This window comes from Candidatus Frankia alpina (genome assembly GCF_902806485.1).
Taxonomy (GTDB): Bacteria; Actinomycetota; Actinomycetes; order Frankiales; family Frankiaceae; genus Frankia; species Frankia alpina.
In genome coordinates this window covers 1-25,076 of record NZ_CADCWT010000048.1, presented here as the reverse complement: position 1 = coordinate 25,076, position 25,076 = coordinate 1, and the positions used below count along the sequence as shown (strand labels likewise).

Below are 25,076 nucleotides of genomic sequence, written 5' to 3'. Positions count from 1 at the left end.
CGAAGGAGTGGCATTGAACGAGAGCGATCGGCGCGCGGCTCTGGCGGTCGTGGCGCCCGGAAGTGACGTCTCCTTCCCCGCGTTGGACTTCGATGATCTGCCGGCCTCGGTGGTCAGCCGGTTTCGCGAGGTCGCCGCCCGGCTGCCGAACACCCCGGCGCTGGTGTCTGCGGGCGTCACGATGACGTTCGCCGAGACCGATCGCCGCATGGATGACATCGGGGTGGCCATGCTCGGGCGGCTCGACGCGACCGAGGACGGCCCGGTGGCGACGCTACTTCCGCACGGGGTCCCCGGGCTGCTCGGGGTGCTGGCGGCGATGACGACCGGCCGGCCGGTCGTCCCGCTCGACCCGATGGTGCCGGCCGAGCGGATGGCTCAGATCATCCGCCAGGCCGGCTGCACCACGCTGATCACCGACCTGGACGACGGCTCCGTGGCCCGGTCCACGGTGGGCCTGCAGCCGGTGGAGTCCCAGCTGGCCACCGCGGCGGCGGTCGACCCGAAGCCGCTGCTCGACCTGCTGGCCGGCGACGGTCCCCGGCTGGTGCTGGACCTGGCGGCCGCGGCGAGTGACGGCGCCGAGTGGATCGCCGCCAACGGGTCCGACGCGGTCTGGTGGCCCGAGCCGCAGCTCACCGATCCGGCCTGCGTCGTGTTCACCTCCGGCTCCACCGGCGCGCCCAAGGGCGTGGTGTGGACGCACGGCACGTTCCTGTGCGATGCCTACGCCGGAGCGGAGCGGCTCGGCTTCGCACCCGGCGACCGGCTGGCGCTGGTGCTGCCGTACTCGTTCGCGGCGGGGATCACCGTGGTCGTGTTCGGCCTGCTCAACGGCGCGGGCCTCTATGCCTACGACCCTCGGGCGGCGGGGCTGCGCGGCCTCGCCGACTGGATCACCGCCCAGCATCTGACGGCGTTGCAGACCACGCCGTCGCTGCTGCGGGCGCTGCTCGGCTCGCTCGAACCGGACGAGGTCCTCGCCGACCTGCGGATCGTCACCACCTGCGGCGAAGCCGCCTACGGCCGCGACATCGCCGCGCTGCGCCCGCACGTACCCGCCTCCTGCACCTACGTGAACTGGTCAGGTGCCTCCGAGATCGCCTCGCTGGGCTTCTTCGAGACTCCGCCGCACGCGCCGCTGCCCGCGGGCACGGTTCCCGCGAGGCTGCCCGCGCGGGGCAAGTGAGGTGGTGTTCCGCCGCGAGGACGGCACGCTCGCCGGGCCCGGCGAGTCGGACGACGTCGAGGTGACCTCGGCGTACCTGTCCGCGGGCTACTGGGGCAGCCCGGAGCTGACGGCGGAGAAGTTCACCCCGCGCCCGGACGGCCGGACCACCTGCCGCACCGGCGATCTCGGCCGGTTCGAGCCCGACGGCACGGTGGTGCTGCTCGGCCGGCGCGACGCCGCGGTGAAGATCCGCGGATACCTGGTGGAGCCGAGCGAGGTCGAGGCGGCCCTGCTGAACTCCCCGGAGATCGCCGAGGCGGTGGTCACCGCGGTAACCACCGGGACGCAGAACCGCCTGGTCGCCTACGTCGTCCCGGCGGTGAACGGCAACACGCTGTCCCCGGTGCGCATTCGCCGGGCGCTGCGCGAGCGGCTGCCGGTCTGGATGGTGCCCACGACGATCGTGGCGCTGGCGGAGCTGCCCCGCAACGAACGCGGCAAGGTCGACCGCGGCGCCCGTCGGGTCCGCCCGGCCGCGGACCCAGTGGGAGATCGTCGTCGCCGACATCTGGACTCGGGTCCTGGATCTGGAGGAGGTAGGGATCGAGGACGACTTCATGGAGCTCGGCGGCGACTCGCTGGCCGCAAACGAGCTGCTCACCCAGGTCAACGAGAAGCTCGGAGTCTCTCTGCCCTCGTCGACGCTGATCGACTCCCCCACGCTCGGCGCGTTCGCCCGGATGGTCTCGCTGGCCCAGCAGGCCGGCCCCCGCCACCCGACCGTCGTGCCGCTGCGCAGCACCGGCTCGCGCCCGCCGCTGTTCTGCTTCGCCGGAGCCGGCGCGCTCGCGCTCGGTTTCCACTCGCTGGCCCGCCGGCTCGGTGACGACCAGCCGGTCTACGCCTTCCAGGCGCACGGCCTGGAACGGCGCGGCTTCCCGGACTGGAGCGTGGAGAAGACCGTCCGCCGCCACCTGGAGATCATCCGGATCATCGCGCCGCGGGGCCCCTACCTGCTGGCCGGGCACTCCCTCGGCGGTCTGATCGCGATGGAGATCGCCCAGCAGCTCACGGCGGCCGGTGACGAGGTCAGCCTCTTGTCGATCATGGACACCTACCTGTCGTCCTCCCTGCGGATCACGCCCGGAGACGACGACGGCGCGGCGCCGGCCGCAGGCCCCCCGAGCTCGGGGGGCCCGGGAGCAGCGTCGGCACCCCGGCGGCGCCCGGTGGTGCGCAGGAGCATGCCCACAACTACCGCCACCGGTTGGCCCGCTTCACCCAGCGGCTACTGCCGGAACAGCGGACGAACTTCACCAACATGGCGACACTCAAGAAAATGATACAGATTCCGCTGACCGGTGTGGTGCAGTTCGGCGGACCCGAGCAGTTCGACGTTTTCTTCAATCACGATCGGCTACTCGAAAGGTTCTACCGGCCGCGGTCCTGGGCCGGCCGGACCCTCGTTTACCGATCGGCCGAAAATCCGGACTCGGAGGATGCCTGGTCGGCCTTCCTCACCGGCAGCCACGACACCCACTATGTTCCTTGTGAACATTTCTATCTGCTTCGAGAACCACACATCATCAAGATCTCCGAGCATTTCCAGACGGAGATCGACCGGGTGGTGGCCGAGCAGGCGGCTCGGCGCTGAGCCCCGGCCGGGACGACGGCGTTCCCCGGCACCGCCCGGCGACCGGGGCGGTGCCGGGAGGCCACCGGTCAGCGGCGTAGGTCACCCGGACGTCGGTGAAGCCCAGCGCCCCCAGCAGACCGCGCAGCATGGCGGTCGTGTTCTTCTTGCCCAGCTCGATGACCTGGCCGTCGGTCCGGGCCGCGCCGGTCATTTTCGACGAGGCCTTCTGGTACAGCCCCTTGTCGCTGCTGACCCCGCCGAGCAGGCCGCCGACCCGGTCCAGCGCGCCGCGCTGGCGAGCGACCACGTAGCTGTGTTCGAGGTCCAGCACCGGCTTGGACAGGGTCGGGTTGGGCAGCTCGATGGTCACCGAACGACGGTCCGGCGAGACGGTGACGGCATCGGCGTTGAGGTGGCCGAAGTCGACCATCGAGTCGACCGTGCCGACCCCCACGAACAGCGTGCGCTCGCCCTTCAGCGCCGCCGGAATCCACTTGGTGTCGTCCTCAAGATCGACGCCGACCTCGAAGTGGGCGCCGGCGGCGTGATAGGCGCTGAGGTCCTCCAGCGAGCGCAGCACCGCCGGGGAGCTGCGGTCGATCGTTCGCTCCTTGAACGGGTTGAGGCTGGGCCGCCACCCGGCCACCACCGCGATCAGGCCGACGACGAGCACGGCGAGCAGGATGGTGGCGATCAGCCGCAGCGGGCTGAAGCCGGACGGCAGGGAGCGCAGGGTCCGGTTCGAGCGGGTGGGCCGGTCCGTGCCGGGCTCGTCGTTCATGGTCGGTGATGTACCCGGAAACCCCGGTAACCACGCCGATTGTCGGCGTTATGACCACTCGTCGGCGAGGGCCGCCGGCTCGCTGGTCCGAGCCAGCAGGATCGCGGTCCGGTCGTCGCCCTGCCGGCCCGGGGCATGCTGGCGCACGGCGTCGAAGGCGTCGTCGAGCAGGGCCATCGGGGTGCGGCCGGGGTCGCGCAGGATCTCCGCGATCAGCTGGTGCGTGCCGAACTGGTGCCCGGCGGGATCACGCGCCTCGACCAGTCCGTCCGTGTACGCGATGACCACATCGCCCGGTTCGAGGTACAGCGTCCGGGTCTCCCACGCGCCGGGCGCGGCGAGCAGGCCCGACATCAGCGGGCCCGTCGGGGGCAGCCGCACGATCTGAGCGGCGGCGAGCCGGCCGTCCCCCCTCGACGCGGCCCCCGGGCTCGTCGGCGGCCGGCGCGCGCCGGACGCCGACCCCACGACCGCGCTGACGGTGGCCGGCGGCTGAGAATTCCCGACCGCGCCGACGTTCGCCGCCGCGTCACCGGCGGGCGGCTCGGCGGGGCGGGGAAGGACAGGTGGGGCGGGCCGGAGGTCGGTGCCGAACGGCGCGAGGGCCGGTGCGGCCATCGCCCTGGCCGGCCCGGCCCGGCGCAGCAGCAGCGCGTCGGAGTGGCCGGCGTTGACATAGTGCAGTTCCCCGCTGCGCGGATCGATGACGGCGATGATGGCGGTGGCGAACATCTCCTCGGTTTCACCGAGGTTCTCCACCGCCCATTCCACCGCGGCCGCCGGGCCCACGCGGGTGGACAGCGCGGCGTCGAGGAGCTGCTTGAGCCGCAGGGCGAAGACGCCCGCGGCGGCGCCGTGGCCGGAAACGTCGCCCACGACCACGGCGACGCACCCGTCGGGCAACTCGAAGGCGTCGTACCAGTCCCCCGCGAGCTCCCCCTGAGCCGGATCGACCCGGCCGTGCAGCATCAGCCCGCGGGCGCGCAGCAGCGAGGGGGTGAGCGCGTCGCGCAGCGCGATGACGGCGGGTCCCTGCTGCGCGAGGGCCTCCCAGGACCGCTCGTTCTGCCGCACGAGGCGCACGAGCTGGGCGCGCATCGTCTCGACATCGGCCGCGAGGGCCACGATCTCCGCCGGGCCCACCGAGGGAATCCGCGTGTCGTAACGGCCGGCCGCGACGGCGTTGACCGAGCGCTGCAGGGCGCCGATCGGACGCAGCAGCCAGCGGCGCAGCACAACCATGAGGGTCACCAGGACACCGAGGATGACGAACATCGCGCTGGCGAACGAGCTCAGCAGCAGCACGGAAGCGCTCTCTACCCGGCCGGACGCCTCGACCTGCTCGCGGTCGATCTGATCGGCGAGGCGGGCGGCCTGGCGGCGCAGCCCGTCGAAGTCGCGCCGCGCGCTCGCGCGGACGATCCCGGCGGCCTCGGCCACGTCGCCGCGGGCCATCGCGGCCAGCTCCGGTTCGACGACGTCGTGCCGCCAGGTCCTGTAGGCGGCATCCACCCGGGCCCGCTGCGCCCGCAGGTCGGGGAGGTCGGGGAGGTCGGGGAGGTCGGGGAGGTCGGCCAGCAGATCATCCAGCCGTGCCGTGAGCACGGGAACCGAGCGCTCGGAGTCGTCGAACGGCGTGAGGAAGCCGCGGTCGCGGGTAGCGATGTAACCGCGCAGTGCGCTTTCCTGATCGACGAACTCGGCGAGGAGCATCGCGGTGGTCGTGGCCGCCGGGTCCAGATGCTTGCTCCGTTCGGCGGCGGCGTTGCGCGACCGCAACGCCGAGGCCACGGCCAGCACGAGCATCATGATGATCGCGAGACTCGCGAGCAACGTCAGCGTCCGAATGCCGCGCCGGAGGCCAGCCGTTTCGCCCACACCAGGATTGTCGTCCACCCGTCGGGGGCGGGTTGTGGCGGGTGACCGGGACCCCAGATCCCGAGCGATCGACCCGATCTCCCGGCAGGCGGCCCTCGCCGCAACCGGACAGGCCCGGCACACCCCGTCAGCCGAAAAAGAAAACGATCCAGGGCGCCTGGACATCACCGACGACGCCGCTACCGCGTCGGCCGCCAGAAAACCACCCCGGTGGCCTCAGGCGCGAAAGGCGGGCTCGGCCGGTAATACCGGGAAAAGGGTGTTTTGCCCATCCTCGTCGAGGCCGGCGGGTGATGAGCTCCGTCAGCGGGAAAGCGCAGAATGGAGCCGCGGAGCCGGAACCCCGACCGCGGGCGAGTCGTTGGCATCCGTGGACGTGGCGCCCCCTGACTTCCGCGAGCGCACGTTCCCCGACCAGGCCGCGAGCACACTCGGGCGCCGCCCCGGTCGCACTCCCGACGCTCGCCATCGCGGGGCGCCCCAGCGGCGGGCATTTCGACACACAGGGTGGGAGCAGCATCACGATGTCTTCCGGTTCGGCCACCGACCCGGCCCACGCACACCACCGCCCGGCCGACCCGCCGGCCGCCTCGCCGGCCGTCATGGACGGTGCGGCAGGCACGGCCCGCTCCGACACGGCTATCTGGACCCGCGGGTTGGCCAAGCGCTACGGCGCCCGGCGGGCCGTCGACCATCTCGACCTCCAGGTGCCCCGCGGGGCGCTGTCCGGCTTCGTCGGGCCGAACGGCGCCGGCAAGTCCACCACACTGCGGATGCTGCTGGGCCTCCTGCGGCCCTCCGCCGGGCACGGGCACGTCCTGGGCGAACCGATCACCGAGCCGGACCGCTACCTGCACCGAGTCGGCGCGATGATCGAGGGCCCGACCTTCCATCCGGGCCTGTCGGGCCGGCGCAACCTCGATCAGCTCGCGATCCTGCGCGGGATCGGTGGCTGGCACCGGACCCGCCGGCAGCGCCGCGTCGAGGAGGTCCTGGGGCAGGTGGGCCTGGGCGAGCGGGCCGACGACCGATTCAGCTCGTACTCGCTCGGGATGAAGCAGCGCCTGGGCATCGCCGCGGCCCTGCTGCCCGACCCGTGCCTGCTCATCCTGGACGAGCCGACGAACGGGCTGGACCCGGCGGGCATCCGGGAGATCCGGGCGCTGCTCGGCCAGCTCGCCGGCGGGAGGATGACCATCTTCGTCTCCAGCCATCTGCTGACCGAGGTCGAGCAGATCTGCGACCACCTCGTCATGATCAACAGCGGCCGGATGCTGTTCCAGGGGCATGTCACCGACCTGCTCGCGGCCGAGTACCCCCGCATTCTGATGATCCCCGAGCACGATGCCGACGCGCGCCGGCTCGCCGGGCTGCTCGGCGACGAGGGCCTGCGGGTCGAGATCGATCTACGCAACGGCCCCCCGAGCGCCTCGGCCGCCCAGGGCCGCTGGCCGGTCGTCACCGCGCACGCCTCGGAGAGCCTCGCCGCCCACCTCAACCGGCTCGCGATGCACGCCGGCATCACCCTGCGCTCGCTGCGTACCCACCGGCCCAACCTGGAGGAGACGTTCCTACGAGTCACCGGGGAGATCGACGGCGACCTGGTCCGATCCACCCAGGCCGGGCAGGAGCCGGACGGCAGCGTGCCGCCGCCCGCGGGCGCCGGGCTCGACCCGGCCCACAGCCGCGGGGGGGCAACATGATCGCAACATTCCGGGCCGAATTGGTGCCCCTGCTACGGCCTCGACTGCTTGCGGGCACGCTCGGCGCCGTGGTCGCCTGTGCCGTCCTCGGCACCGTGCTGACCTTCTTCTCCGTCGGGCACCGGGACTTCGACGGCGATCCGGTCACCGCCGCCGCCCTGTCCCAGCCGGACGGCCTGATCCAGGGCGTGCAGGCCGTCAGCATCCTGCTGGGGGTGGTGGCGCTGTCGGTGGTCGCCGCATCGCTGGCCGGCGATCACAGCCACGGCACCCTGCGCAACCAGCTCGTAGCCCAACCGCACCGGGCTCGGCTGCTCGCCGGCAAGCTGCTTGCCCTGTCGACCTTCGTCGTTGTGATCGTCGCGGCGGCCACGGTCGTCTCGGTGGGGCTGTCGTTCCTGCTCGCGCCGGCCCGAGGGGTGTCCACCACCGCCTGGAGCGGTGGGGCAGAGCTGGCCGAGCTTGGCTCCGGCTTCGTCAACCTGTGCCTCGGCTCACTGGGGTACGCGGCGATCGGGGCGCTGGCCGCGATCCTGCTGCGCGGGCCGGCGGCCGCAATCGCCGTCGCGCTGGCCTACGCGCTTCCGGTGGAGATGCTGATCTCGCGCATCTACCGTCCGGCGCATTCCTGGCTGCCGGTCCAGCTCATGCAGGAGATCGCCACCGGTGGCGCCGCCTACGCCATGCCTTACGCCGACGCCCTGCTGCGTGGGGTGCTCTACGCGGGCGTCATGCTGCTACTCGCCCTGGTGATCTTCCGAAGACGGGACATGACCGCCTGACCGCCCCGCGGCGGCGGCCGCCAGGTGCCGGTGCCTGGGGGACGTCAGTGCCCGAAGACGTCGGAGTCCAGGGCGTCGGCCTCGCCGGCGGCGCCGCGATCCAGGCCGGCGATGGCTGCGATCTCCTCGGCGGTGAGGCCGAAGCCGAAGACGTCGATGTTCTCCGCCAGCCGGGCCGCGCTGGCCGACTTCGGCACCGCCACCACGCCGAGCTCGACGTGCCAGCGCAGCACGATCTGCGCGGGGCTGCGGCCGTGCGCGGCGGCGATGCGGGTGATCGCGGGTTCGTCGAGCAGGCCGGTGCCGGCACCCAGCGGGCTCCACGCCTCGGTGACGATGCCGTGCTCGGCGTGGTAGGCGCGGACCGCGTCCCGGCCGAGCCGCGGGTCGAGCTGGATCTGGTTGACGTCCGGGGCCACCCCGGTCTCGGCGAGCAGGCGGTCCAGGTGGGTCGTCTTGAAGTTCGACACGCCGATGGCCCGCACCTGGCCGTCCTTCATCAGCTCGATGAGACCCTTCCAGGCATCGACGTACCGGTCCCGCCACGGGTTGGGCCAGTGGATGAGCAACAGGTCGACGTAGTCGAGCCCCATCCGCCGGGTGCTCTGCGCGACCGCCCGGCGCACCCCCCGCACGCTGTGCGAGCGCTTGTTGAACTTCGTGGTGACGAACAGCTCCTCACGGGTCACCCCGGCGCCGCGCACGCCGGCGCCCACCCCCTTCTCGTTGCCGTAGTTGTGGGCGGTGTCGATCAGCCGGTAACCCAGCCCGATCGCCTGCTCGACGACGCCGGAGACCGCGCGGTCGTCCAGCGGCCAGGTCCCGAGCCCGAGCAGCGGCATCCGAGCACCATGGGCGAGGGGGACGGTAGGAACAGGCGAAGGCGGCACGGCGCGCTGACCTTTCTGTCACGATGAGGCGGACCCAGCGAGCGGGCCCGGACGCGCGGAGAGCAGACTGCCAGCATGAGTGCCGCCAGGGACGACAGGCTCGCCGTACAGCTGCCCGCGGACGAGGCGGGCCTCATCCGTTCCGCCGCGGAGGGTGAGGGCATGTCCCTCGAGGATTTCGCCGTCGAAGCGATGAAGCGGTACGCCCAGGAGGTGCTGGCCGACCGGCGGTTGTTCCGCGTGCCGGACACGGACTGGGGCGCTTTCGAGGCGCTGCTCGATGCCCCGTCGGCGGACACCTCCCGGCTGCGGCGGCTGCTCGACGACGAGCCGGGCGCGGAGTAGTCCGCCCGCCGTCCACCGGCAACCACCCACCGCCTTCCGACCGCGCCCCGACCCGGCAAGAAGGATGTCACGCAGTGCCCCTGACCAAGCCCGCGGCCCTGGCCGAGACGATGGATCGCACGATCTTCAACAGCGGGGACGACCTGCTCGACGGTTGGCTGCGTCATCACGCCCTCGAACACCAGCAGGACCGGACCACGAACACGTTCGTGCTCCTCGATGCCGGCAGGATCGCCGGCTACTACTGCCTGGCGACGGCCGCCGTGGAACGCATTCCCGGCTCGCGGCGGCGCTCGCGGCGGCCGACCGAGCCGGTCGCGGCCATGTTCATCGGCCGGCTCGCGGTCGACCTGCGCCACCAGGGCCGCGGCATCGGCGCCCGGCTCGTTCGCGACGCGGTGATGCGCTCACTCACCGTGCATCGCATGGTCGGGCTCCCCCTGCTGCTCGCCCATGCCATGCGGGTACCCGGGCGCGACTTCTACCGTCACCTCGGCTTCCGCGACGCCCGGTTCGATCCCCATCTGCTGGCGCTGCCGCTGCGCGCCGCGGCAGCCGGCTGAGCATCAGTCATCGCCCAGCAGGACGTCGAGGTCGACCCGCATCAACCACTGGTCGAGCTTGAACGGCGGGTAGGGCCAGGGCAGACCGTCGAGCACCATCTGGTTGACGGGCAGCCACAGGCTGCGCCGCAGCGGGTCGACCGCGCCGCGGCGCACGCCGACGTAGCGGGTCGACGGGCCGCGCAGCATGTTCAGCCCCACGTCGATGGGCTGCCCGGTGCGGAAGGTCATCCGCGTGCCGCGCCCCGCCGGCCGCACGACCTGCACCAGGCCGTCGAGGCCGGCCAGCAGGATCGCGCCGGTCCGCGGGTCGAGGGTGATGCTGCGGACCAGCCCGCCCTGGTCGGTGCCGGCCACCAGGTAGTCGGGCTGGTTCGCGATGCCCCAGGTGTCCACCGGCCAGTTGCCGGTCGCCGGCGTGCGGGTCACCAGGCCACGCTCGCGGCCGAGTTTCGGGTAGACGGCGACGGTTTCGGCGCGCAGGCCGTCGATCTTCGTCCGCGCCACGTAGAGCGTGCCGTCGGCGCCGAACACGGCGGACTCCATCCGGGAGCCGTCCTGAACCGCGCGCACCGCGGTGCTGCACGGGGTGATGCTGCCACGCGACGCCGAGTAGGAGAACTCCTGGATCGGGAACGGCTGGGTGCTGTAATCCAGGCCCCGCACGTCGCTGATCAGAACGAACCGCTCGTCGTCCGGCTCGCTGGTCGGATCGGCGACGACTTCCCGCGGGTTGACGACGAGCCCGATGCCCAGCGGCCGGACCTCCGGATACTGCCAGTGCGCCAGGACGTGGCCGGCGGGGTCGACGACGAGCAGCGCCCCGTTGTCAGTTCCACCGGCGCCCTTGCCCAGGTACTGGGTGATGACGAGGTGCCCACTGCGCGGCAGACGCGCGATGGACGACGGCCCGCGCGAGGAACGCGGCTGCAACGGCCCGAGCACCGGGAAGGCCTGGGCGGCGACGTACGGCGGGGCCGTCGTGGCGAGCTGCGCCGCTGTCCAGGACTCCTCCTGGTCGTACACCCACCGTTGGCCCTGCTGGTCCCGGCGCAGCTGGCCGACGCTCGGCAGCTCCCCGTCCAGGGCCGTGTTCCAGCCGAAGTACGGCATCAGCGAGGTGAAGAGCACCCGCTGGGCGCCGTCCGGGCCGGGCGCGACGATCACGTCGGAGGTGTCCCCGCCCCCGACGCCACGGTAGATCGGATCGAGCCGGGGCAGGCTCAGGCGGCCCTTCGTCGACGGGATCACCAGCCGGGTGAATCGTTCGATGTCCGGCTCGAAGACCTCGATCTCCATGTCGGTGCCGGTCAGCTTCGACTGGTCGTCGGAGAACGGCGTGGTCGTCACGAACACGGTGCCGTCGGCCGCCACCGCGGACATCAACGCGGCCTGGCCGGGTCCGAAGCTCCACCCGGGCACCTCCGTGACCCGAACCGTCGACTGGCCGCTGTCGAACTCTCCGAAAGAGCCGGGCGCACCGTAGATGGTCAGCAGGTTCTCCGGCAGCCTCGTCACCGAGCCGGCCGGAACCGAGGGGCCGGCGGTGACCCCACCGACCGGGGCGGACGGCTGGCCCCGGGGCAGACCGCCTGGCACCGACCCCTCCGACGACAGCAGCCGCCCGGCGATGAGCCCGCCACCCGCGGCCGCGCCGAGCCCAGCGGCGGTCACGAGCAGCCGGCGGCGACTCGGCCGGGTTCGCTCCGGGCCCGCGGCGCCGGCGCCGTCCGGACCCGCGCTCGGCTCGGGTGGGTCCTGCGGCGGGTCGGCGCCGGGTAGCTCGGCGGCGCCGATCCAGGTGGCCTCGGCGGCACGGTCACGCCGGCCGGCCCGGCCCCGGCGGCGGGCACGGCGACCGTGTGCGGAAGGGTCGGGGTCACCGCCGATGGGGATACGGGCACGGCCCGGCAGGGTGTCATGGTCGTGGCTGCCCGCACCGCCGTCGTCGCTGTCACTGGCGCTGGCGCTGGCGGCATGACTCTTCCCGAAACGGACCTTCCTACCGATCCGGACCTGCTTGCCACGGCCAGGAAGGGTGTCGTGCTCGGCGGTGCCGTGCTCGGCGGTGCCGTGGTCGGCGGTGTCGTGCTCGGCGGTGCCGTGGTCGGCGGTGCCGTGGTCGGCGGTGCCGTGGTCGGCGGTGCCGTGGTCGGCGGTGCCGTGGTCGGCGGTGCCGTGGTCGGCGGTGCCGTGGTCGGCGGGAGGGCCGCCCCGGCCGGTGGGGCTGCGATCCCCGGCCTCGCCGGCCGGCGCCGCAGCGTCCGGGGCGCCAGTATCCACGGCGCCGACGGCCGGGCCGGCAGCGTCCGAGGCGGTGGCCGGGCCGGCAGCGTCGACGTCGGCGCCGGTGTCGGGGGCGTCCGGAGCCGCGGTGTCGGAACGGCTTGCGCGGTCACGGCCGTCGTGGGCGTCCCTGCCGCGACGACGGCCAGATCTGCCGACTGTGGTGCGCCCGCGCTCACCGCCGTCGGCATCCGAACGGATCTTGGCTGGCATGTGCGGTGGCCTCGCCTCTCAACGCCGGTGGGGCCTCTCAAGGCCGGTGGGTGGGGGGACCCCCGGCCGAGTAGGACGACCGTACCCGACGGATCAGAACGACATATCGGACATGGTCCAAGGTCCACGCCCGTCCGGGGGGGCCTAGACCGGCGCGGGAAAGCCTTCCTCGGGTCGGGCTTCACTGATCGACGCGGCACCGAGCGACGCGTCCTCGCCAGCCCGACCGGCATCCCCGACCGTCCCGCGGGCCGCCTGCCGGTCGGCGTAATGGAGCTGGACCACGAGCAGCCCGACCGCGAGCGCGGTCACCGACTCGGCGGCGAGCGCCGCGGTGGCCGTCGCCATCGAGCCCCCGCCCGCCGAGACCAACGCCCCCGCCGTCGCCACCGTGGCGACCGCCAGCACCCCGACCACCCGGCGCACCCCCGCACCGAGCAGGTAGGTGGTGAACATGAGCGTGACGGCCAGCAGCGTCATGCTCAGCGCCAGCACCCACAGCGCAGGGGCAGCGCCGGTCAGGTGGGGACCGAAGACCAGGCCGATCAGCCAGTTCGCCCCGACCAGGCCGATCGCGGCGAGCAACAGGCCGGGCGTGACGACGAACGCCAGGGCCACCGCCAGGGTCGCCCCGGCCCCACGGCCCTCCTTGCGCCACCGGGCCGCCTCGGGCAGCAGGAAGTTGGCCACCGCGAGCCCGATGAAAACCGGCACCTTGCAGGCCGTCGAGATCGCCGCGTAGCCGCCCACCCCGTCCGTGCCCAGCCAGCCGACGATGACGACGTCCATGTTCTGGAGCAGGGCCAGTGGGATGAGCGCGCCGAGCGCCACGGTCGTGTCGGCGATGACACTCTGGCGGGCGCTGGCCCGCGGGGCCGGGATCGGCACCGGGATCGGGCCGGTGGCCGGTGCGACGCCGTCCTCGGGCAGCGGTGCCGACCACCGGCGGGCGGTGACCGGGCGGGGTAGCCGCGGGGTGCGGGCAACGGCCCAGCGCGCGTGTTCGGCACCCACGACCACCCCGATGACGATGCCGAGCCCCGCCCCGTTGACCCCCATGCCCGCGACGACGAAGGCGATCACCAGGCCGATCCGGACGAAACCCTCGACCACGAAGTTCACGGCCAGTCGCTGGTAGGCACCACGCGCCTGCATCAGGCCGCGCTCGACACACAGCAGCGTCCACAGCGCGGCCCCGATCGTGGCCTCGGCGATCGCCACCGGGTGGGGGTAGGACATCAGCGCCGCCGCCGGCCGGGACAGCACCAGGGCGGCGACGGTGGCGACGACGATCCCGACACCGCAGGCACCGCGCAGTTGGCGGATCCACGACCACTGCTCGCGGCGGGTGTCCCCGGTACCGGACGTCTCGTGCTGCACGACGGCGATGAGCAGGGCATTACCGGCGACGGACAGGATCAGGAAGATGCTCACCTGAACGGACACGGCGCCGTAGGAATCGGAATCCAGCGCACGCGCGACGATGAGATTCATCAGCAGGTTACAGCCGTTGACGAGCATGCCGGCGACTGCCAGGGCTGCCGGGCCGGCCAGCAGGCCGGAAACAGCCTCTCGCGAGGGCTTCGCCATCAGTCTCCCCATCGGGCACGGAACACGTCGATCACCCGCGACGGAACACCGGCCATGGTATGTGCCACTGATTTTTCCGACATCTGTAGGTTGCAGGCGAACATGCTAAGCCCTGTCGATCGACCGGAGAGGAACGCCACTGGTGATCGAAAACCCCAGCACGCCGCATCCCACCGGGCTCGAGGAGCACCGGTACCTGTCCACCCTCGCCGGCCGGCACGTGGTGTTCCTCAACTGGCGTGATCAGGACCACCCGCAGGCCGGCGGGGCCGAGCTGTTCTGCCAGTCGATCGCCGAGCGGTTCGCGGCGGCCGGCGCGCGGGTCACGCTGCTGACCTCCCGGCCGGCCCGGGACGGGGGGAAGGTGCTCCCGGTGGCCGAACACGTGGCCGGGGTGGACGTCCGCCGCGGCGGTGGCACCTTCGGGGTGTATCCGTCCGTGCTGGGCCGGCTGGCGAGCCTCGGGCGGGCCGGGCACCGCGTCGACGCGGTCGTCGACTGCCAGAACGGGATCCCGTTCTTCAGCCCGCTGGTGCTGCCGGCGTCCACACCGATCGTCCAGGTGCTGCACCATGTCCACCAGAAACAGTTCCCGCTGTACTTCCCGGGCCCGCTGGCCAAGGTCGGGCAGTTGCTGGAGGCGCCGGGCAGCCGGCTGGTCTACGGGCGCCGCCCGGTGGTCGTCGTCTCCCCCTCGACCCGGGCGGAGGCACGCGAGGTGCTGAGCCTGCCCGGCCCGCGCTTCCTCGTCCCCAACGGCGTGACCGCCTCCGTCCCCTCCGCCGGCATGGCGTCCTCGGGGGATGGGATGGACCGGGCGGTGGGGCGTCCCGCCGCGGCGCCGACGATCGTCTGCGTCGGCCGGCTCGTGCCGCACAAGCGGCTGCACCTGCTCCTCGAGGCGCTGCCTGCGCTGGTCGCCGCTCATCCGGGCCTCACCGTCCATGTTGTCGGCGACGGCCCCGACCGGGAGCGGCTGGTCGCCCGTGCGGTCGCGCTCGGCCTGACGAGCACCCCCCCCGGCGGCGACGTGGTTCGGTGGCATGGTTACACCGACGCGGCCACCCGCGACCGGTTGCTCGCCTCGGCCTGGCTGACGGTGAACCCCTCGCACGGCGAGGGCTGGGGGCTGTCGGTACTGGAAGCGGCCGCCCTCGGGGTGCCGGCGGTGGCGTTCCGGGTGCCGGGGCTGCGTAACGCGGTCCGGGACGGGACGACGGGCTGGCTCGTCGACGAGGGCGTGCCGCTGGCGGGAACGATCGGCGCGGCGCTGCGGACGCTGGCCGATCCGCCCGCCGCAGCCCGGCTGCGCGCGGCCGCGCGGGCCTGGGCGGCCGGCTTCACCTGGGACGCCGGCGCCGAGCTGCTCGCCCGGGTGGTCACCGCCGAGATCGACCGGCTGGCGCAGGCGCGTGGCGCGGGCCGCGGGGGGAGGGTGGCGCGCGATCGCCGCCGGGTCGACGACGAGCTCACCCACGCCGCGTTCACGCTGCCGGCCGGCGCGCCCCGCCCCGCCCTGCGCCGCACCGACCTGGTGTATCGGCCGGATCCCGACGGTGCCGAGGCGGTCGCCGTCCTCTACGGCGCCGGCGAGGCCGCCGCCCGGGCGACGTTGGCCCGGGCCGGGGTGTCCACCGAGGCCCGGCTGCGCCCCGGCACCGGAGAGGACCTGCTGCTTGCCACAAGCCGCGAGCTGGTGTCGGGGGCCGGCGCGCCGCCGGCCGCCGGATCCCGGCCGGCGGCCATCGGGGTGTCCGCCGGCCGCGGGTGAACGTCCCGGCCGGGCGGTGCGTCCGGCCCACCGGCGCGCCGCCCGGCCTCTCCTCAGCGCGACGGGACGGCCCCGCCGCGGCGGGCGGTCACCACCGGGGCTGCCGCGCGGTCCGGCCGCGGTGCCCTGGCCACGGCGGGCGTCGGCACGGTCGCCGGCGTCGGCAAGGTGGCGTCGGTGTCGCCCAGCTCGACGAAGGCGGCCCGGTAGAGATCCGCGAAGGCCGGCACCGAGCCGGGGCCGAGGAGGTGGCGGTGGTAGCCGAACGTCACGTACAGGCTGTCGCCCATCCCGAGAACGCCGATGAACAACCCCTGCGGCATCCCGGCCGTCCCGGTGAAGTACACGGCGCTGATCGGTAGCCCGGCGGCCCCGGCGAGGTCGTCGAAGCGACCGAGGTTGCTCACCGTGGCGGTCGGGGCGAGCACCGGGCGCCCCGCGGCGACCCCGCAGCGCAGCAGCGTGCTGCGCCACGGGCCGGGCACGAACCGCGCCGCGGCGACCCCGAGCGCGCCGGAGAGCCCCGGCACGACCGGCGGGACGTTCTGCTTGGCCGGGCCGGTCTGCTCCACCACGCGGACGGCGAGCTGCAGCGAGTCCACCCGGTCCACGACCTCACTCGAGATGATCTTCAGGCCGGTCCGGTTGCCTCTGATCCCGCCCGGCGCGGGGAACGACGTCGTCGCGGCCGACGACGGCGAGGACGCCAGGTCGATCGGCATCCGGATCCGCAGCCGGCTGGACCCCCCGCCCCGGCGGGAGTTCCACCGGTCGATCGCCAGGTGCGCCGCGCCGATCAGCAGGTCGTTGATGGTCATCCGCCGACCGTCCGGCAGCATCCGCCGGCCGGTGGGCACCGCCAGGATCAGCGGGTGGAAGCCGTAGCCGTCGCCCCCCACCGCCAGTGGCGTGATGTAGCGCCCGGACCGGCGGACGAGCGTGGCCCAGCCGGGCGAGCCGGCGCGGGACAGCGGCTGCACGCCCGCCGGCACGCCGCGGTGCCCCTCGTCCGGGGCGACGGCGCCGTCGCGGTCGACGTCGTAGGCCGCCTCCCGGTAGTGGTCGAGGATCTCGGCGACGAGCGCGACGAGCCGCAGTCCGTCAAAGGCAAGGTGATGGGCCACCACGCTGAGCTGGTCGCCGTCGGGTCGATGAACCAGCGCCACCCGGACCGGCGGGTAGCGGCGCAGGTCGAACGGCGCCGAGGACAGGATCTCGTGGATGCGCCACCCGTCGGTTCCGTCGTCGACGAAGCCGACCGGATCGGCCGTCGGTTCGGCGGCGAACCGCCAGGCGTGCTGGCGGGATCCATACAGCACGGCACGAGCCATCGGATGACGACGGATCACCGCCCACGCTGCGGCCCGTAGCCGTGCCGGATCCAGCCGCCCAGTCGTCTGGACGAACAGGCCGCAGGTCAGCGGCGCACTTGCCCGGTCCGAGGCGGCGAGAATTTGCTCACCCGGAGTCAACACCCGATCGGGTATCGGCGGTGCCGAAGCGCCGCCGTCCTGCGCCAATCCCATTGTCGTAGGCCGGCCTTTCTGCAGGGGATCTCGCGGTTTCACGGCGATGGCGCGCGTCGCCGTCGAGGAGCTAGTCAAGCGTAACCAGGCGAAATCGCCCGCCCTGGGCACAGGGCACCCGCCGCAGGCCCGCCCGGACCCCTCCTCCCGGGGCCGCCACGAACCGCGACATCGCCTGGCAGAGACCCCTAAACAGGCCTGGCCGGCGAGGTAGGACCCGCCCGCGGACCGGCCCAATGCTCACGCCAGGTAGTCGGCGTGGAGGCGTAACGAATCCCAAAGGTCTACCTGCGCCCCGCACCCTCGTACTACCCCCCGTCCCGAAACGGGCACCCTGTCACCGCCTGTTACCGACTAGTCATCATCGTCGGGACCTGGAAGGATTTCGACCTTGCCCGCCCACGGCCCACAGCCGGCGGCGACCCGTGCCCGCTCGGAAAGGAGCGCGATGACCGGCGACGACAGGTGCCCGTCGGACCGGATCGAACTCGCGGACCTCGTCTGCCTCATGGGCGGATCGTTGACGCACTACGCCGATCAGACGATTCCCCACGACCGCGATCTCGCCATCGTCGAGCTGTTGGACAAGACGCGGCGCGGCAGCGGTCTCGAGCAGCTCCTGGCGCTGGTCCACCCGGAGGTGGAGGCGGAGACCCTGCGGGCCTTCGGGCTGCGGATGGCCTCACTCGCGGTTCGCCACGCTGACCCCGGCCTGCTGCGCCGGGGGCTGCTTGCCGTCGGGCTCGCCAGCCTGCGCAGCATGGATGACCGCGACGACTTACGCGCGCTCGCCCCGCTCTGGCGGACGGCGAGCCTGTTGCACCTCGGCCCATCCCACGAGTTCACCGCCGCGGCGGTGGAGTTCCCCGCCGCCGGCACGTTCCTGCTGGACTGGGTGGACCGCACCCCCGACTCCCAGGATCTGGTCGAGATGGGCTATCGCGAATCGACGGACGAGGACGGCTTCCGATATGCCGAGGACGCGACCGTCCATCGTCGCATCCTCGAGGAGGATTTCGCCCGCCGGCCTCGCATCACTCGGCTCCTGCTCGCCCGCCGGCGGCGCCGGTGGCTGCGGGAGAACGGCTTCGACTGACGCCCTCGGCTCAGCCCGCGTCAGCGGCCGGCCGGCACAGAACCCGCAGCCGCGCCTGCGCGAGCACGGCCGGCATGTTGCGAATGACGTCGCGGTCGCGCTCGCGGTCCTCATCGCTGAGCTTCTCCCAGCCCACCATCGACGGGTGCCGCTTGTCTGGTCCGGCGTCGCGGCGCAGCGGTCCGTAGGAGTAGCCCTGCCGCTCCTTGTGCCGGCGCCACCGCACGTGCTCGTCGCGGGCGAGTTCCTCGATCTCGGCGTCGGTGAAGGTCAACGGGTCGCCGTCCGGCCCGGCGGAGACGACCGACCAGTCGCGGTTGCGCGCGATCGCCACGTAGTAGGCGGCCTGCGCCCTGTTCGCCTCCCGCCGCGGCTCGGCCAGCTCCGCCCACGGCCGCAGCCCCGGGCGCGAGCCCGCCTCGTGCCGCTCACCGAGCTCGTGTTCGAGGTAGCGGCGGTGGATCGTCTGCGCCATCCGCTCGATGGACCCCGGGTCGACCTGTGACGAGGCGCCCAGCCCGCAGGCGGAGGCCGGTCCGGACTGCTGGGGCGAGGGTCCGTTCACAACCGCTGTCATGGCCCGGTGTCTCCCTCGTAAACGGACGGCGGACAAGCGCCGAACTGCCGGTGGCGCGGTGACGCTAGTCGAGTCTCTTGCTTCCGGTCCGCGTCTCGCCATCCCAAGTCCGCCTCCCGACAGGTGATCCTCGACTACCGGCGTCATACGGACCGCCGCGAGGGCCGCCAGTCGGGCCGTTGTAGGGGCCTCAGCCGTACGGACCGCCGTCACCGAAGGGACGGCCACCGTCGGGGCCGCGGGAGCTCGGACCGTCGCCGTCCGCTGTGAAGTCCGCGGGTCCGGGGCTGTCCGGGTCCGCGGGCCGTTCCCAGCCCCAGACGGCCAGGGAGGCGAGCACCGCGGCGAGCGCCAGGGAGCCGAGAACCTGCACGGGCACGCCGAACGCCCCGTGGCCCGATCCGGGCTGGCTGTTCGGCTGCGCCGCGACTCCGATGCCCGAGGCGAGCATCGCGAACGCGGCAAACCATGCCAGCGCCCACGGCCGAGACCGCCCGAACCAGACCAGCACCGGCACCGCCAGGGCGACCGGGCCGGCCACCAGGGCGAGCGCCACCATCGCCAGCCCGGTCCACACCGCCCGGGCGACCGCCCCCGACGACCGCGCGACGCCGGCCGCACGGGCCGCCCGCGGCACGGACGGGAAGGCCGGGTACCCGTTCTCGTCGGAGCGCCGCCGCAGCCGGAGGCGGGCCGGCAGCAGGGCGAGCACGACGAGCAGGACCACCAGCAGCAACCCGACGATGAGGTTGCGCCGGTATTCCGTGCCGGGAACGTTGTCGATGAGGATGGTGCCGCCGGCGCCGGCCGGCACGATCCAACCCTGCTGCCAGCCGTCGAGGCGCAGGGGCGTGAGGGTGGTGCCGCCGAGCTTCGCCGTCCACGAGGTGTTCGCGTTCTCCCGCACGGCGAGGAACGCCCGTGTGCCCGCCCCGATCTGGATGGTCCGGTGCTCCGCGCCCCACTGGCGCACCGCCGTCGCGCGCGCCGCCTGCCCGGCCGGCTGGTGTCCGGCACCCACCAGCCCCAGGGAGTCGACGAGGATCGAGGTCAGGCCCTGGTCGACGCGAAGCTGGTGGGCCCCGGGCGGCAACGTGAGGCGGCTTCCGTCGGTGCACAGCGACACCTTCACCGGCAGCACCGAGGTGACGTCGCTGGTGCGCCCGATGATCCGCAGCGGGTAGCGCTTGCCGTCGACGACCAGGGCGGGACCGCTGCCGCAGTCGACGACCAACGGCTCGTCGTCGGCGGCCGGGGTCCCCCGGGGGGGCGGCAGGAAGCTCGCCGTACCGTTGACGGTGAAGGTCATCTCCCGGGGCACGTCGAAGCGGCGGGACAGCGCCAGCTCCTCCGACCCGCCGAACGGCTGCGCCGGGTCGACCCGCTGCCGGGCCAGCGAGAAGGCGACGTCCCCCTGGCCGGCCCCGGCGAACAGCCCGCCGACGTCGTCAGGGAGCTGCGCGTAGTGGTCGAACGTGACGCCCGGGACGCTGATCTCCCGGATGCCGGCGCCGAGGGTGTCGTCGTTCTCCCGGTCGACCCGCTCGAACCCGATCCGGTACCAACGGCTCTCCCCCGGCGGGACGGCGAGGCGTTGGATGTCCTCCACCGGGGACACGTCGGTCACGACGGCACCGGTCTCGCTGGTCACCCGCATCGCCCGCACGGCCGGTCGCCACGGGCCCTCCGACAGCAGCCGGATGTCGAGGTAAGGCACGGTCATCCGGCGGCCGACGTCGAGCTGGATCCACTGGCCGGCGGAGGTGGTGCCCGGCTTGCGCATCGCCGTCCAAGCCGTCGCGGTGAACCCGTCGACGGCGGACGGGGGCGCGAGGTCCGGCGCGGCGAGCAGGTCGTAGCCGTAGGAGGAGGCGGTGACCGACATGCCGCCGGCGAAGCCGGCGACGGTCTGGTGGCCGGCCACGTCGTCCTCGGCCCACTGGCGGGGCTCCCCGGCCTTGCCCACGGCGTTGCCGGTCGGCCCGAGCAGGTAGGAGTTGGCGTCGTGGACGATGCCGAAGGTGCTGTCCCGGCGGCTGAAGGTGTCCGTGTCGACCCAGGCGGTCGACGGCCCGATCACCTCCCGCGGCGCGACCTTGATCGCATTCGGGCCCGTCGACGCCGCCGCCGTCGCCGAGGCCGACGGGTCGGCGAGGTCGGCGGCGAGCACGACGGGCCGGTCCGCGCCGAGCAGGCCCTGCGCGGCAAGCTGCACCGTCGCCTCCGGCCCGCCGGAGACGACGACGGCTCCGTCGGCGGGGTAGGACTGGACGAGCTTCGCGCCCGTCGGCACCGTCCAGATCTCCAGCGCCGGCACCTTCTGCTTGGGGTTGCGCAGCGCCGGGACGAGCCGTTCCTTCGCCGAGGCGCGCGCGGGCACCTGCGGGCCGAAGGAGGCGGCCGGCGTCAGTCCGGAGGATCGCAGCGCCCGGTGCAGCTCGTCGGTGGACGGGGGAATGTCCCAGTCCTTCTGCTCCAGATCGTTGCGCAGCAGGATCTGGCCGATGCCGGCCCGGGCCAGCGCGTCGCTGAGCCCCGGCGCGGAGCCCGCGGCCAGCTCGCGTTCGATGCCGTCCATCAGCCGGGTCACCCCGGTGCCGCCGAGCGGGATGAGGCTGCGAACCCCCCAGGGCGTCTTCGCCAGCCACTGCCACGGCTCGTCGAGCGGACGGCCCCAGTCGTACTCGGCGAACGGCGAACCGGGCAAGATCAGCGTCCGGCCGCCCTGCGGGTTCCCGCCGAGCCAGTCGGCTGCCTGCACCCAGTAGTCGGGCACTGCGGTGAACGGGCGGGGCTGCAAAGCGCGGCCGGACAGCGCGGGAGTCATGCCGCAGACGAGCGCGGCCACCGTCACCGCGGCGGCGGCCGTCGTCACGCCGGCCCGGGGGCGCGCCCAGTCCCACCGGCTCCGGGCCCGGCGGAGCCGGGGCGGCAGGGCGGTCAGCGCGTGCCCGACGCCCAGCGCGATCGGCAGCCGCACCACCGGCTGAAACTTGTAGACGTTGCGCAGGAAGCCGAGCTGGTTGCCGAGCAGATCGCGCACCACACCCGACAAGGGGCTGCCCGGGTCGCCCGGGTAGGCGGCGGCGATGGAAACGGTGCCGGCGGCGAGCGTCACCAGCAGGAACCGGCGGGCAGGCAGGTCGGGGCGGGACAGCCCCCACAGCCCGATCGCGGCAACGGCCGCCGAACCGACGATCGGCACCGGCCGGGAGACGTACTCGGTCGCGGCGGGCAGCCAGGGGCGCGGCAGCTGGAGGTAGGCCATCCAGTCCGCCGCGCCGCGCAGCGCCTCGGCGACCGACGTGGTCGCCGTCGTCGTCTGGACGGTCTCGGTGTAGGGGAGGAAGTTCAGTCCGTACCGGCCCTGCACCGCAAGCGCCAACACCCACCAGGCCGAGGCGAGGATGACCGCCACCACCCACCAGGCCCGCAGCGCCCACGCCCGGCGGGTCCCGCCCGCGAACACGAGCACCACCGCGGGACAGAGCAGCACGCAAAGCGTGACGGTGGCGTTGGTGCCGCCGGTCCCCAGGACGGCGAGGCCCGACAGCGCGGCGGCCCGGCGGGGGGACAGCCGCCGCGTCGGGTCGGCCGCGGGATCGTGCCCGCCCCCCGGTTTCGGGCGCGGCCGTGCCGGTGTCCGCGCCGAGGGCGCCGTCGGGGCGCAGCGCGAGGATGAGCGGCAGTGTGATCCAGGGCAGCATCGCCGCGCCGGCGAGCGCGACGGAGGTCGCCCCGACCTTGCCGAGGAATATCGGCGACAGGGTGTAGGCGAGCCCTGCCAGCACCCGGGTGACGGGTACGCCGAGGCGTAACGCGTCGGCGAGACGCACGACGCCCCACGACGAGACGGTGAGCAGCAACGCCATCCACAGCCGCTGCGTCGCCCACGGCGGCAGGCCGACCAGCTTGCCCAGGCCGAAGAAGGGCCCCATCGGGAACAGGTATCCGACGTACTGGTTCGGCAGGTATCCGAACTCGGCGAGGGAGTTCCACAGGTGGGTGGCCCGGCCCATGAAGCCCCACGGGTCGAGCGGGACGTCGAGCTTGGTGTCCGCGGTCAGCCGGCCGGGCGCCTGGAGCAGGTAGAGCACCGCGTAACCGACCGCCATCCCGAGCAGCGGCCACCGCGAGGTCCGGTGGGCGCGCAACGGGGAGGCGGGCGCGGAGGTGAATGCGGCCGATGACCGGGATGCGCGCGGGCCAGTCGCTGTCGCGACGGGACCGCCGACGGGGGAAGGGATCACTGGCTCCAGGGTCGAGAGCAGGTAGGCACGACCCTACCTACGGTGTCGGAACCGGACCATCTCGCCCCACTCTGGCCGGCTGGCGCCCGGTGCATCCCGTCCCCTCCCGCCCCCCGGCAGGTACGGGTCCGCTATGACGAGCAGGCTGCGCCGTCCCGCTCGGGCGCCGAGAACACCGACACCTCGCCGCCGCCCGCCGACGCCGTTAGGGCCACGGCGAGCGCGGCTGCGGGCGCGGCGCCGGGTTCCCCGGCCGGCGACAGGATGGTCACGACGGGTTCGTCGACGGTCCCCCCGGAGAGGGGGCGGGCGCCCCCGGGGCCCGCGAGCCGGCTCACACCCGGGTTCGGGAGACCCATCGTGGTACCCGGGAGGATCAGGCCCACACCCCCGTCGTCCGAGGTGCGGCCGACTCGAGCACGACCAGGTCCGTGCGGACGGGGCCAGCGCCCCGGGCGTCCGGAGCCAGGTCCACGCGCCGCGCCGCGGCCGGCTGGACGGCCTCGGGCCGAGGGCGACGCGGCGGCGACAGTGGCGCCCGCCGGACTGAACCGGCGACCGGCTGACCGGGCCCGACGACGCGGTCGGGGCCAACGGCGCGGTCGGGGCTGCCCGCCGGACCTCCGCGCGCAGGCGGAGCGGCCGAGCCCGGCGACGCCGCGCCCGCCGACCCCGGCTCCCGGCGAGCCGCGGCGCCGGACTGGTCCGCCGCGGCGGACGCCGGGGGGGCCACCGCGGACCCGGTCGGCACGCCGGCGGCCGGCGGGCGCGGCGGAGTGGACACGACGAGGCCAGGTGCGGCGCGGCCAAGGTAGCGGCGGGCCCGCACCACATCGACGATCATCGCCGGCGTGTGCCGGGTCACTCGGAACGTGCCGCCGGGGATCTCCGCCCAGCGGATCGGGACCTCGGCGATGCGATATCCGATCGAACGGGCGATCGAGAGCACCTCGACGTCGAAGCCGAATCCGGACGAGCGGGCGAGGCTGAACAGCAGCTTCGCCTCCTGCCCGCGAAACGCCTTGAAACCGCACTGGGTGTCCGCAACGTCCAGGCTGACCAACGATCGGGTGATCTGATTGAAGGCCCAGCTACCGACCCGGCGGCCGCTGCTGCGCACCGCGCCGTCGCCGATGCGACGGGAGCCGAGCACTACCTCGGCATATTCCAGGGCGGCCAGCAACAACGGCAGATCGTTGACATCCGAGGCGCCGTCGGCGTCCATGAACACAATCGAGGCGCCGGACGCAACCGAGACTCCGGCACGCACCGCCGCACCCTTGCCCGAGTTCCACGGCAGCCGCAGCACGCGGCCGCCCGGTATCCCCGCGAGATGCTCCTCCGCGACGGCGGCGGTGCCGTCGGTACTCCCGTCGTCAACCAGGATCACTTCTGCGTCGGGAATCTTGTGCATCATCGACACCAGCGGGGGCAGCGAACCGGGCAGGCGCATCGCCTCGTTGTAGGCCGGGATGATGACACTCACAGGCACGCTGTCCAAGACTCAACTCCTAGGCCGCGACGGCGGGACCGGTGACAGACGCCGGCGAGGGCGCAGCGATTGGTGACGGCCGGACGAAATCAGCATGTAGTTTCAGGGGATTCACCAAAAGTGTCAATGTATGTGCACCAAAGTCCGCCATCCGACCTCATCCCCTTACTCCGCGAGGAGGCACTTATCGGCCATACGTACGGTTATCGGGCGCTCCCCTAGCGGCGCCCAGCATACGGACACCGCGTTACAGATCGGACAGGGGGTCGGCAACGACGGGTCGGGCAGGCGAAAATGATCCATCACGGAAAGCGACGAACTCCGGACGGTCGGACATTCGTCTGATCTTGCGAGCAGCAAGGAAAGGCCACCCGAAGCACTACAGGCCCATTCCTCCGGCGCCGAATCGCCACGGGGCGGGGCGGGACGGGCCTTGCGGAATCCGCCCCGCCTGCCGGTTACGATCGCGGGGCCGGTGGGCGATGGGGCGACGGGTCCATGAGCCGCCGCCGCGCCCGCCCAGCCC

The 25,076-nt window shown here is 73.2% G+C and carries 19 protein-coding genes and 3 pseudogenes; 10 read left to right on the top strand and 12 right to left on the bottom strand.

The features are described from left to right. Nucleotides 1-1,189, top strand: a 1,189-nt coding sequence (locus tag G6R25_RS26505; protein WP_268904106.1) for an AMP-binding protein, incomplete at its 5' end; no start/stop codon positions are given. Nucleotides 1,190-1,276: 87 nt separating this feature from the next. Here G6R25_RS26505 and G6R25_RS29560 read toward each other — a convergent pair. Further along, complete coding sequence (locus G6R25_RS29560; protein WP_336500918.1) at nucleotides 1,277-1,498, bottom strand: hypothetical protein; 222 nt, start codon at nucleotides 1,496-1,498, stop codon at nucleotides 1,277-1,279. Here G6R25_RS29560 and G6R25_RS29555 point away from each other — a divergent pair. From G6R25_RS29555 to G6R25_RS26495, 3 genes and pseudogenes are all read left to right on the top strand, one after another. Next, a pseudogene (locus G6R25_RS29555) lies at nucleotides 1,413-1,613 on the top strand (AMP-binding enzyme); the annotation flags it as partial. The gene G6R25_RS29560 and the pseudogene G6R25_RS29555 sit on opposite strands and share 86 nt — an antisense overlap. Before the next feature lie 175 nt (nucleotides 1,614-1,788). Next, nucleotides 1,789-2,514: a thioesterase domain-containing protein gene (locus G6R25_RS26500; RefSeq protein WP_235947795.1), complete on the top strand. Its 726-nt coding sequence runs from the start codon at nucleotides 1,789-1,791 to the stop codon at nucleotides 2,512-2,514. Next, the gene (locus G6R25_RS26495; protein WP_235947793.1) at nucleotides 2,493-2,825 is read left to right on the top strand and encodes a thioesterase domain-containing protein; all 333 of its coding nucleotides are present in this window, start codon (nucleotides 2,493-2,495) and stop codon (nucleotides 2,823-2,825) included. The genes G6R25_RS26500 and G6R25_RS26495 overlap by 22 nt, the downstream gene beginning before the upstream one ends. A gap of 64 nt (nucleotides 2,826-2,889) precedes the next feature. Here G6R25_RS26495 and G6R25_RS08185 read toward each other — a convergent pair. Then, nucleotides 2,890-3,588, bottom strand: a pseudogene (locus G6R25_RS08185) (DUF4230 domain-containing protein); the annotation flags it as partial. Nucleotides 3,589-3,636: 48 nt separating this feature from the next. Beyond that, nucleotides 3,637-5,421, bottom strand: a complete 1,785-nt coding sequence (locus G6R25_RS08180; RefSeq protein ID WP_336500910.1) for a PP2C family protein-serine/threonine phosphatase — start codon at nucleotides 5,419-5,421, stop codon at nucleotides 3,637-3,639. Nucleotides 5,422-5,990: 569 nt separating this feature from the next. Between G6R25_RS08180 and G6R25_RS08175 the strand changes: the two genes are divergently transcribed. Both G6R25_RS08175 and G6R25_RS08170 read left to right on the top strand, forming a co-directional pair. Further along, nucleotides 5,991-7,169, top strand: a complete 1,179-nt coding sequence (locus G6R25_RS08175) for an ABC transporter ATP-binding protein (RefSeq protein ID WP_163552486.1) — start codon at nucleotides 5,991-5,993, stop codon at nucleotides 7,167-7,169. Continuing rightward, entirely contained in the window at nucleotides 7,166-7,951 is a 786-nt protein-coding gene (locus G6R25_RS08170) for an ABC transporter permease subunit (RefSeq protein WP_163552485.1), read from the top strand. Before G6R25_RS08175 ends, G6R25_RS08170 begins: the two co-directional genes overlap by 4 nt. A 44-nt stretch (nucleotides 7,952-7,995) precedes the next feature. On the opposite strand, the gene G6R25_RS08165 is transcribed toward G6R25_RS08170, so the two are convergent. Further along, nucleotides 7,996-8,793 carry an aldo/keto reductase gene (locus G6R25_RS08165; protein WP_235947789.1) on the bottom strand — a complete coding sequence of 266 codons (798 nt, stop codon included), beginning with the start codon at nucleotides 8,791-8,793 and terminating at the stop codon, nucleotides 7,996-7,998. Between the two features lie 123 nt (nucleotides 8,794-8,916). Here G6R25_RS08165 and G6R25_RS08160 point away from each other — a divergent pair, with 123 nt between their 5' ends. Continuing rightward, a complete protein-coding gene (locus tag G6R25_RS08160; RefSeq protein WP_136447701.1) occupies nucleotides 8,917-9,186 on the top strand; it encodes a type II toxin-antitoxin system TacA family antitoxin in 270 nt (89 codons plus the stop codon). A 74-nt stretch (nucleotides 9,187-9,260) separates the two neighbouring features. Next, nucleotides 9,261-9,749 carry a GNAT family N-acetyltransferase gene (locus G6R25_RS08155; protein WP_165699171.1) on the top strand — a complete coding sequence of 163 codons (489 nt, stop codon included), beginning with the start codon at nucleotides 9,261-9,263 and terminating at the stop codon, nucleotides 9,747-9,749. Between the two features lie 3 nt (nucleotides 9,750-9,752). Here G6R25_RS08155 and G6R25_RS08150 read toward each other — a convergent pair whose 3' ends face one another. Next, complete coding sequence (locus G6R25_RS08150; RefSeq protein WP_163552483.1) at nucleotides 9,753-12,248, bottom strand: hypothetical protein; 2,496 nt, start codon at nucleotides 12,246-12,248, stop codon at nucleotides 9,753-9,755. A gap of 144 nt (nucleotides 12,249-12,392) precedes the next feature. Further along, nucleotides 12,393-13,838 carry a lipopolysaccharide biosynthesis protein gene (locus tag G6R25_RS08145; protein ID WP_163552482.1) on the bottom strand — a complete coding sequence of 482 codons (1,446 nt, stop codon included), beginning with the start codon at nucleotides 13,836-13,838 and terminating at the stop codon, nucleotides 12,393-12,395. 142 nt (nucleotides 13,839-13,980) lie between these two features. Between G6R25_RS08145 and G6R25_RS08140 the strand changes: the two genes are divergently transcribed. After that, nucleotides 13,981-15,609: a glycosyltransferase family 4 protein gene (locus G6R25_RS08140; RefSeq protein WP_163552481.1), complete on the top strand. Its 1,629-nt coding sequence runs from the start codon at nucleotides 13,981-13,983 to the stop codon at nucleotides 15,607-15,609. A 53-nt stretch (nucleotides 15,610-15,662) separates the two neighbouring features. Here the strand turns inward: G6R25_RS08140 and G6R25_RS08135 are convergent, their stop codons facing one another. Further along, nucleotides 15,663-17,084 carry a condensation domain-containing protein gene (locus tag G6R25_RS08135; RefSeq protein WP_235947787.1) on the bottom strand — a complete coding sequence of 474 codons (1,422 nt, stop codon included), beginning with the start codon at nucleotides 17,082-17,084 and terminating at the stop codon, nucleotides 15,663-15,665. 499 nt (nucleotides 17,085-17,583) lie between these two features. On the opposite strand from G6R25_RS08135, the gene G6R25_RS08130 reads away from it, so the two are divergent. Further along, complete coding sequence (locus G6R25_RS08130) at nucleotides 17,584-18,231, top strand: hypothetical protein (RefSeq protein ID WP_235947784.1); 648 nt, start codon at nucleotides 17,584-17,586, stop codon at nucleotides 18,229-18,231. Nucleotides 18,232-18,241: 10 nt separating this feature from the next. Here G6R25_RS08130 and G6R25_RS08125 read toward each other — a convergent pair whose 3' ends face one another. From G6R25_RS08125 to G6R25_RS08110, 5 genes and pseudogenes are all read right to left on the bottom strand, one after another. After that, nucleotides 18,242-18,808 (bottom strand): RyR domain-containing protein, encoded by a 567-nt coding sequence (locus tag G6R25_RS08125; RefSeq protein WP_163552479.1) that lies wholly within the window; start codon nucleotides 18,806-18,808, stop codon nucleotides 18,242-18,244. 190 nt (nucleotides 18,809-18,998) lie between these two features. Continuing rightward, a complete protein-coding gene (locus G6R25_RS08120; protein ID WP_268904107.1) occupies nucleotides 18,999-22,343 on the bottom strand; it encodes an alpha-(1->3)-arabinofuranosyltransferase domain-containing protein in 3,345 nt (1,114 codons plus the stop codon). A gap of 199 nt (nucleotides 22,344-22,542) precedes the next feature. Beyond that, nucleotides 22,543-22,923, bottom strand: a pseudogene (locus G6R25_RS28740) (alpha-(1->3)-arabinofuranosyltransferase domain-containing protein); the annotation flags it as partial. 266 nt (nucleotides 22,924-23,189) lie between these two features. Further along, on the bottom strand, nucleotides 23,190-23,444 hold the full coding sequence (locus G6R25_RS08115; protein ID WP_163552478.1) for a hypothetical protein: 255 nt from the start codon (nucleotides 23,442-23,444) through the stop codon (nucleotides 23,190-23,192). Then, on the bottom strand, nucleotides 23,435-24,550 hold the full coding sequence (locus G6R25_RS08110; protein WP_336500914.1) for a dolichyl-phosphate beta-glucosyltransferase: 1,116 nt from the start codon (nucleotides 24,548-24,550) through the stop codon (nucleotides 23,435-23,437). The genes G6R25_RS08115 and G6R25_RS08110 overlap by 10 nt, the downstream gene beginning before the upstream one ends. Nucleotides 24,551-25,076 lie beyond the last annotated feature (526 nt).

What these genes read in the sequence shown, in the direction of transcription:
- G6R25_RS26495 (WP_235947793.1), top strand. Translation starts at nt 2,493, where the DNA reads ATGGCGACACTCAAGAAAATGATACAGATTCCGCTGACCGGTGTGGTG.
- G6R25_RS08130 (WP_235947784.1), top strand. Translation starts at nt 17,584, where the DNA reads ATGACCGGCGACGACAGGTGCCCGTCGGACCGGATCGAACTCGCGGAC.
- G6R25_RS08125 (WP_163552479.1), bottom strand. Translation starts at nt 18,808, where the DNA reads ATGACAGCGGTTGTGAACGGACCCTCGCCCCAGCAGTCCGGACCGGCC.
- G6R25_RS08145 (WP_163552482.1), bottom strand. Translation starts at nt 13,838, where the DNA reads ATGGCGAAGCCCTCGCGAGAGGCTGTTTCCGGCCTGCTGGCCGGCCCG.
- G6R25_RS08175 (WP_163552486.1), top strand. Translation starts at nt 5,991, where the DNA reads ATGTCTTCCGGTTCGGCCACCGACCCGGCCCACGCACACCACCGCCCG.
- G6R25_RS08160 (WP_136447701.1), top strand. Translation starts at nt 8,917, where the DNA reads ATGAGTGCCGCCAGGGACGACAGGCTCGCCGTACAGCTGCCCGCGGAC.
- G6R25_RS08170 (WP_163552485.1), top strand. Translation starts at nt 7,166, where the DNA reads ATGATCGCAACATTCCGGGCCGAATTGGTGCCCCTGCTACGGCCTCGA.
- G6R25_RS08165 (WP_235947789.1), bottom strand. Translation starts at nt 8,793, where the DNA reads ATGCCGCTGCTCGGGCTCGGGACCTGGCCGCTGGACGACCGCGCGGTC.
- G6R25_RS26500 (WP_235947795.1), top strand. Translation starts at nt 1,789, where the DNA reads ATGGAGCTCGGCGGCGACTCGCTGGCCGCAAACGAGCTGCTCACCCAG.
- G6R25_RS08150 (WP_163552483.1), bottom strand. Translation starts at nt 12,248, where the DNA reads ATGCCAGCCAAGATCCGTTCGGATGCCGACGGCGGTGAGCGCGGGCGC.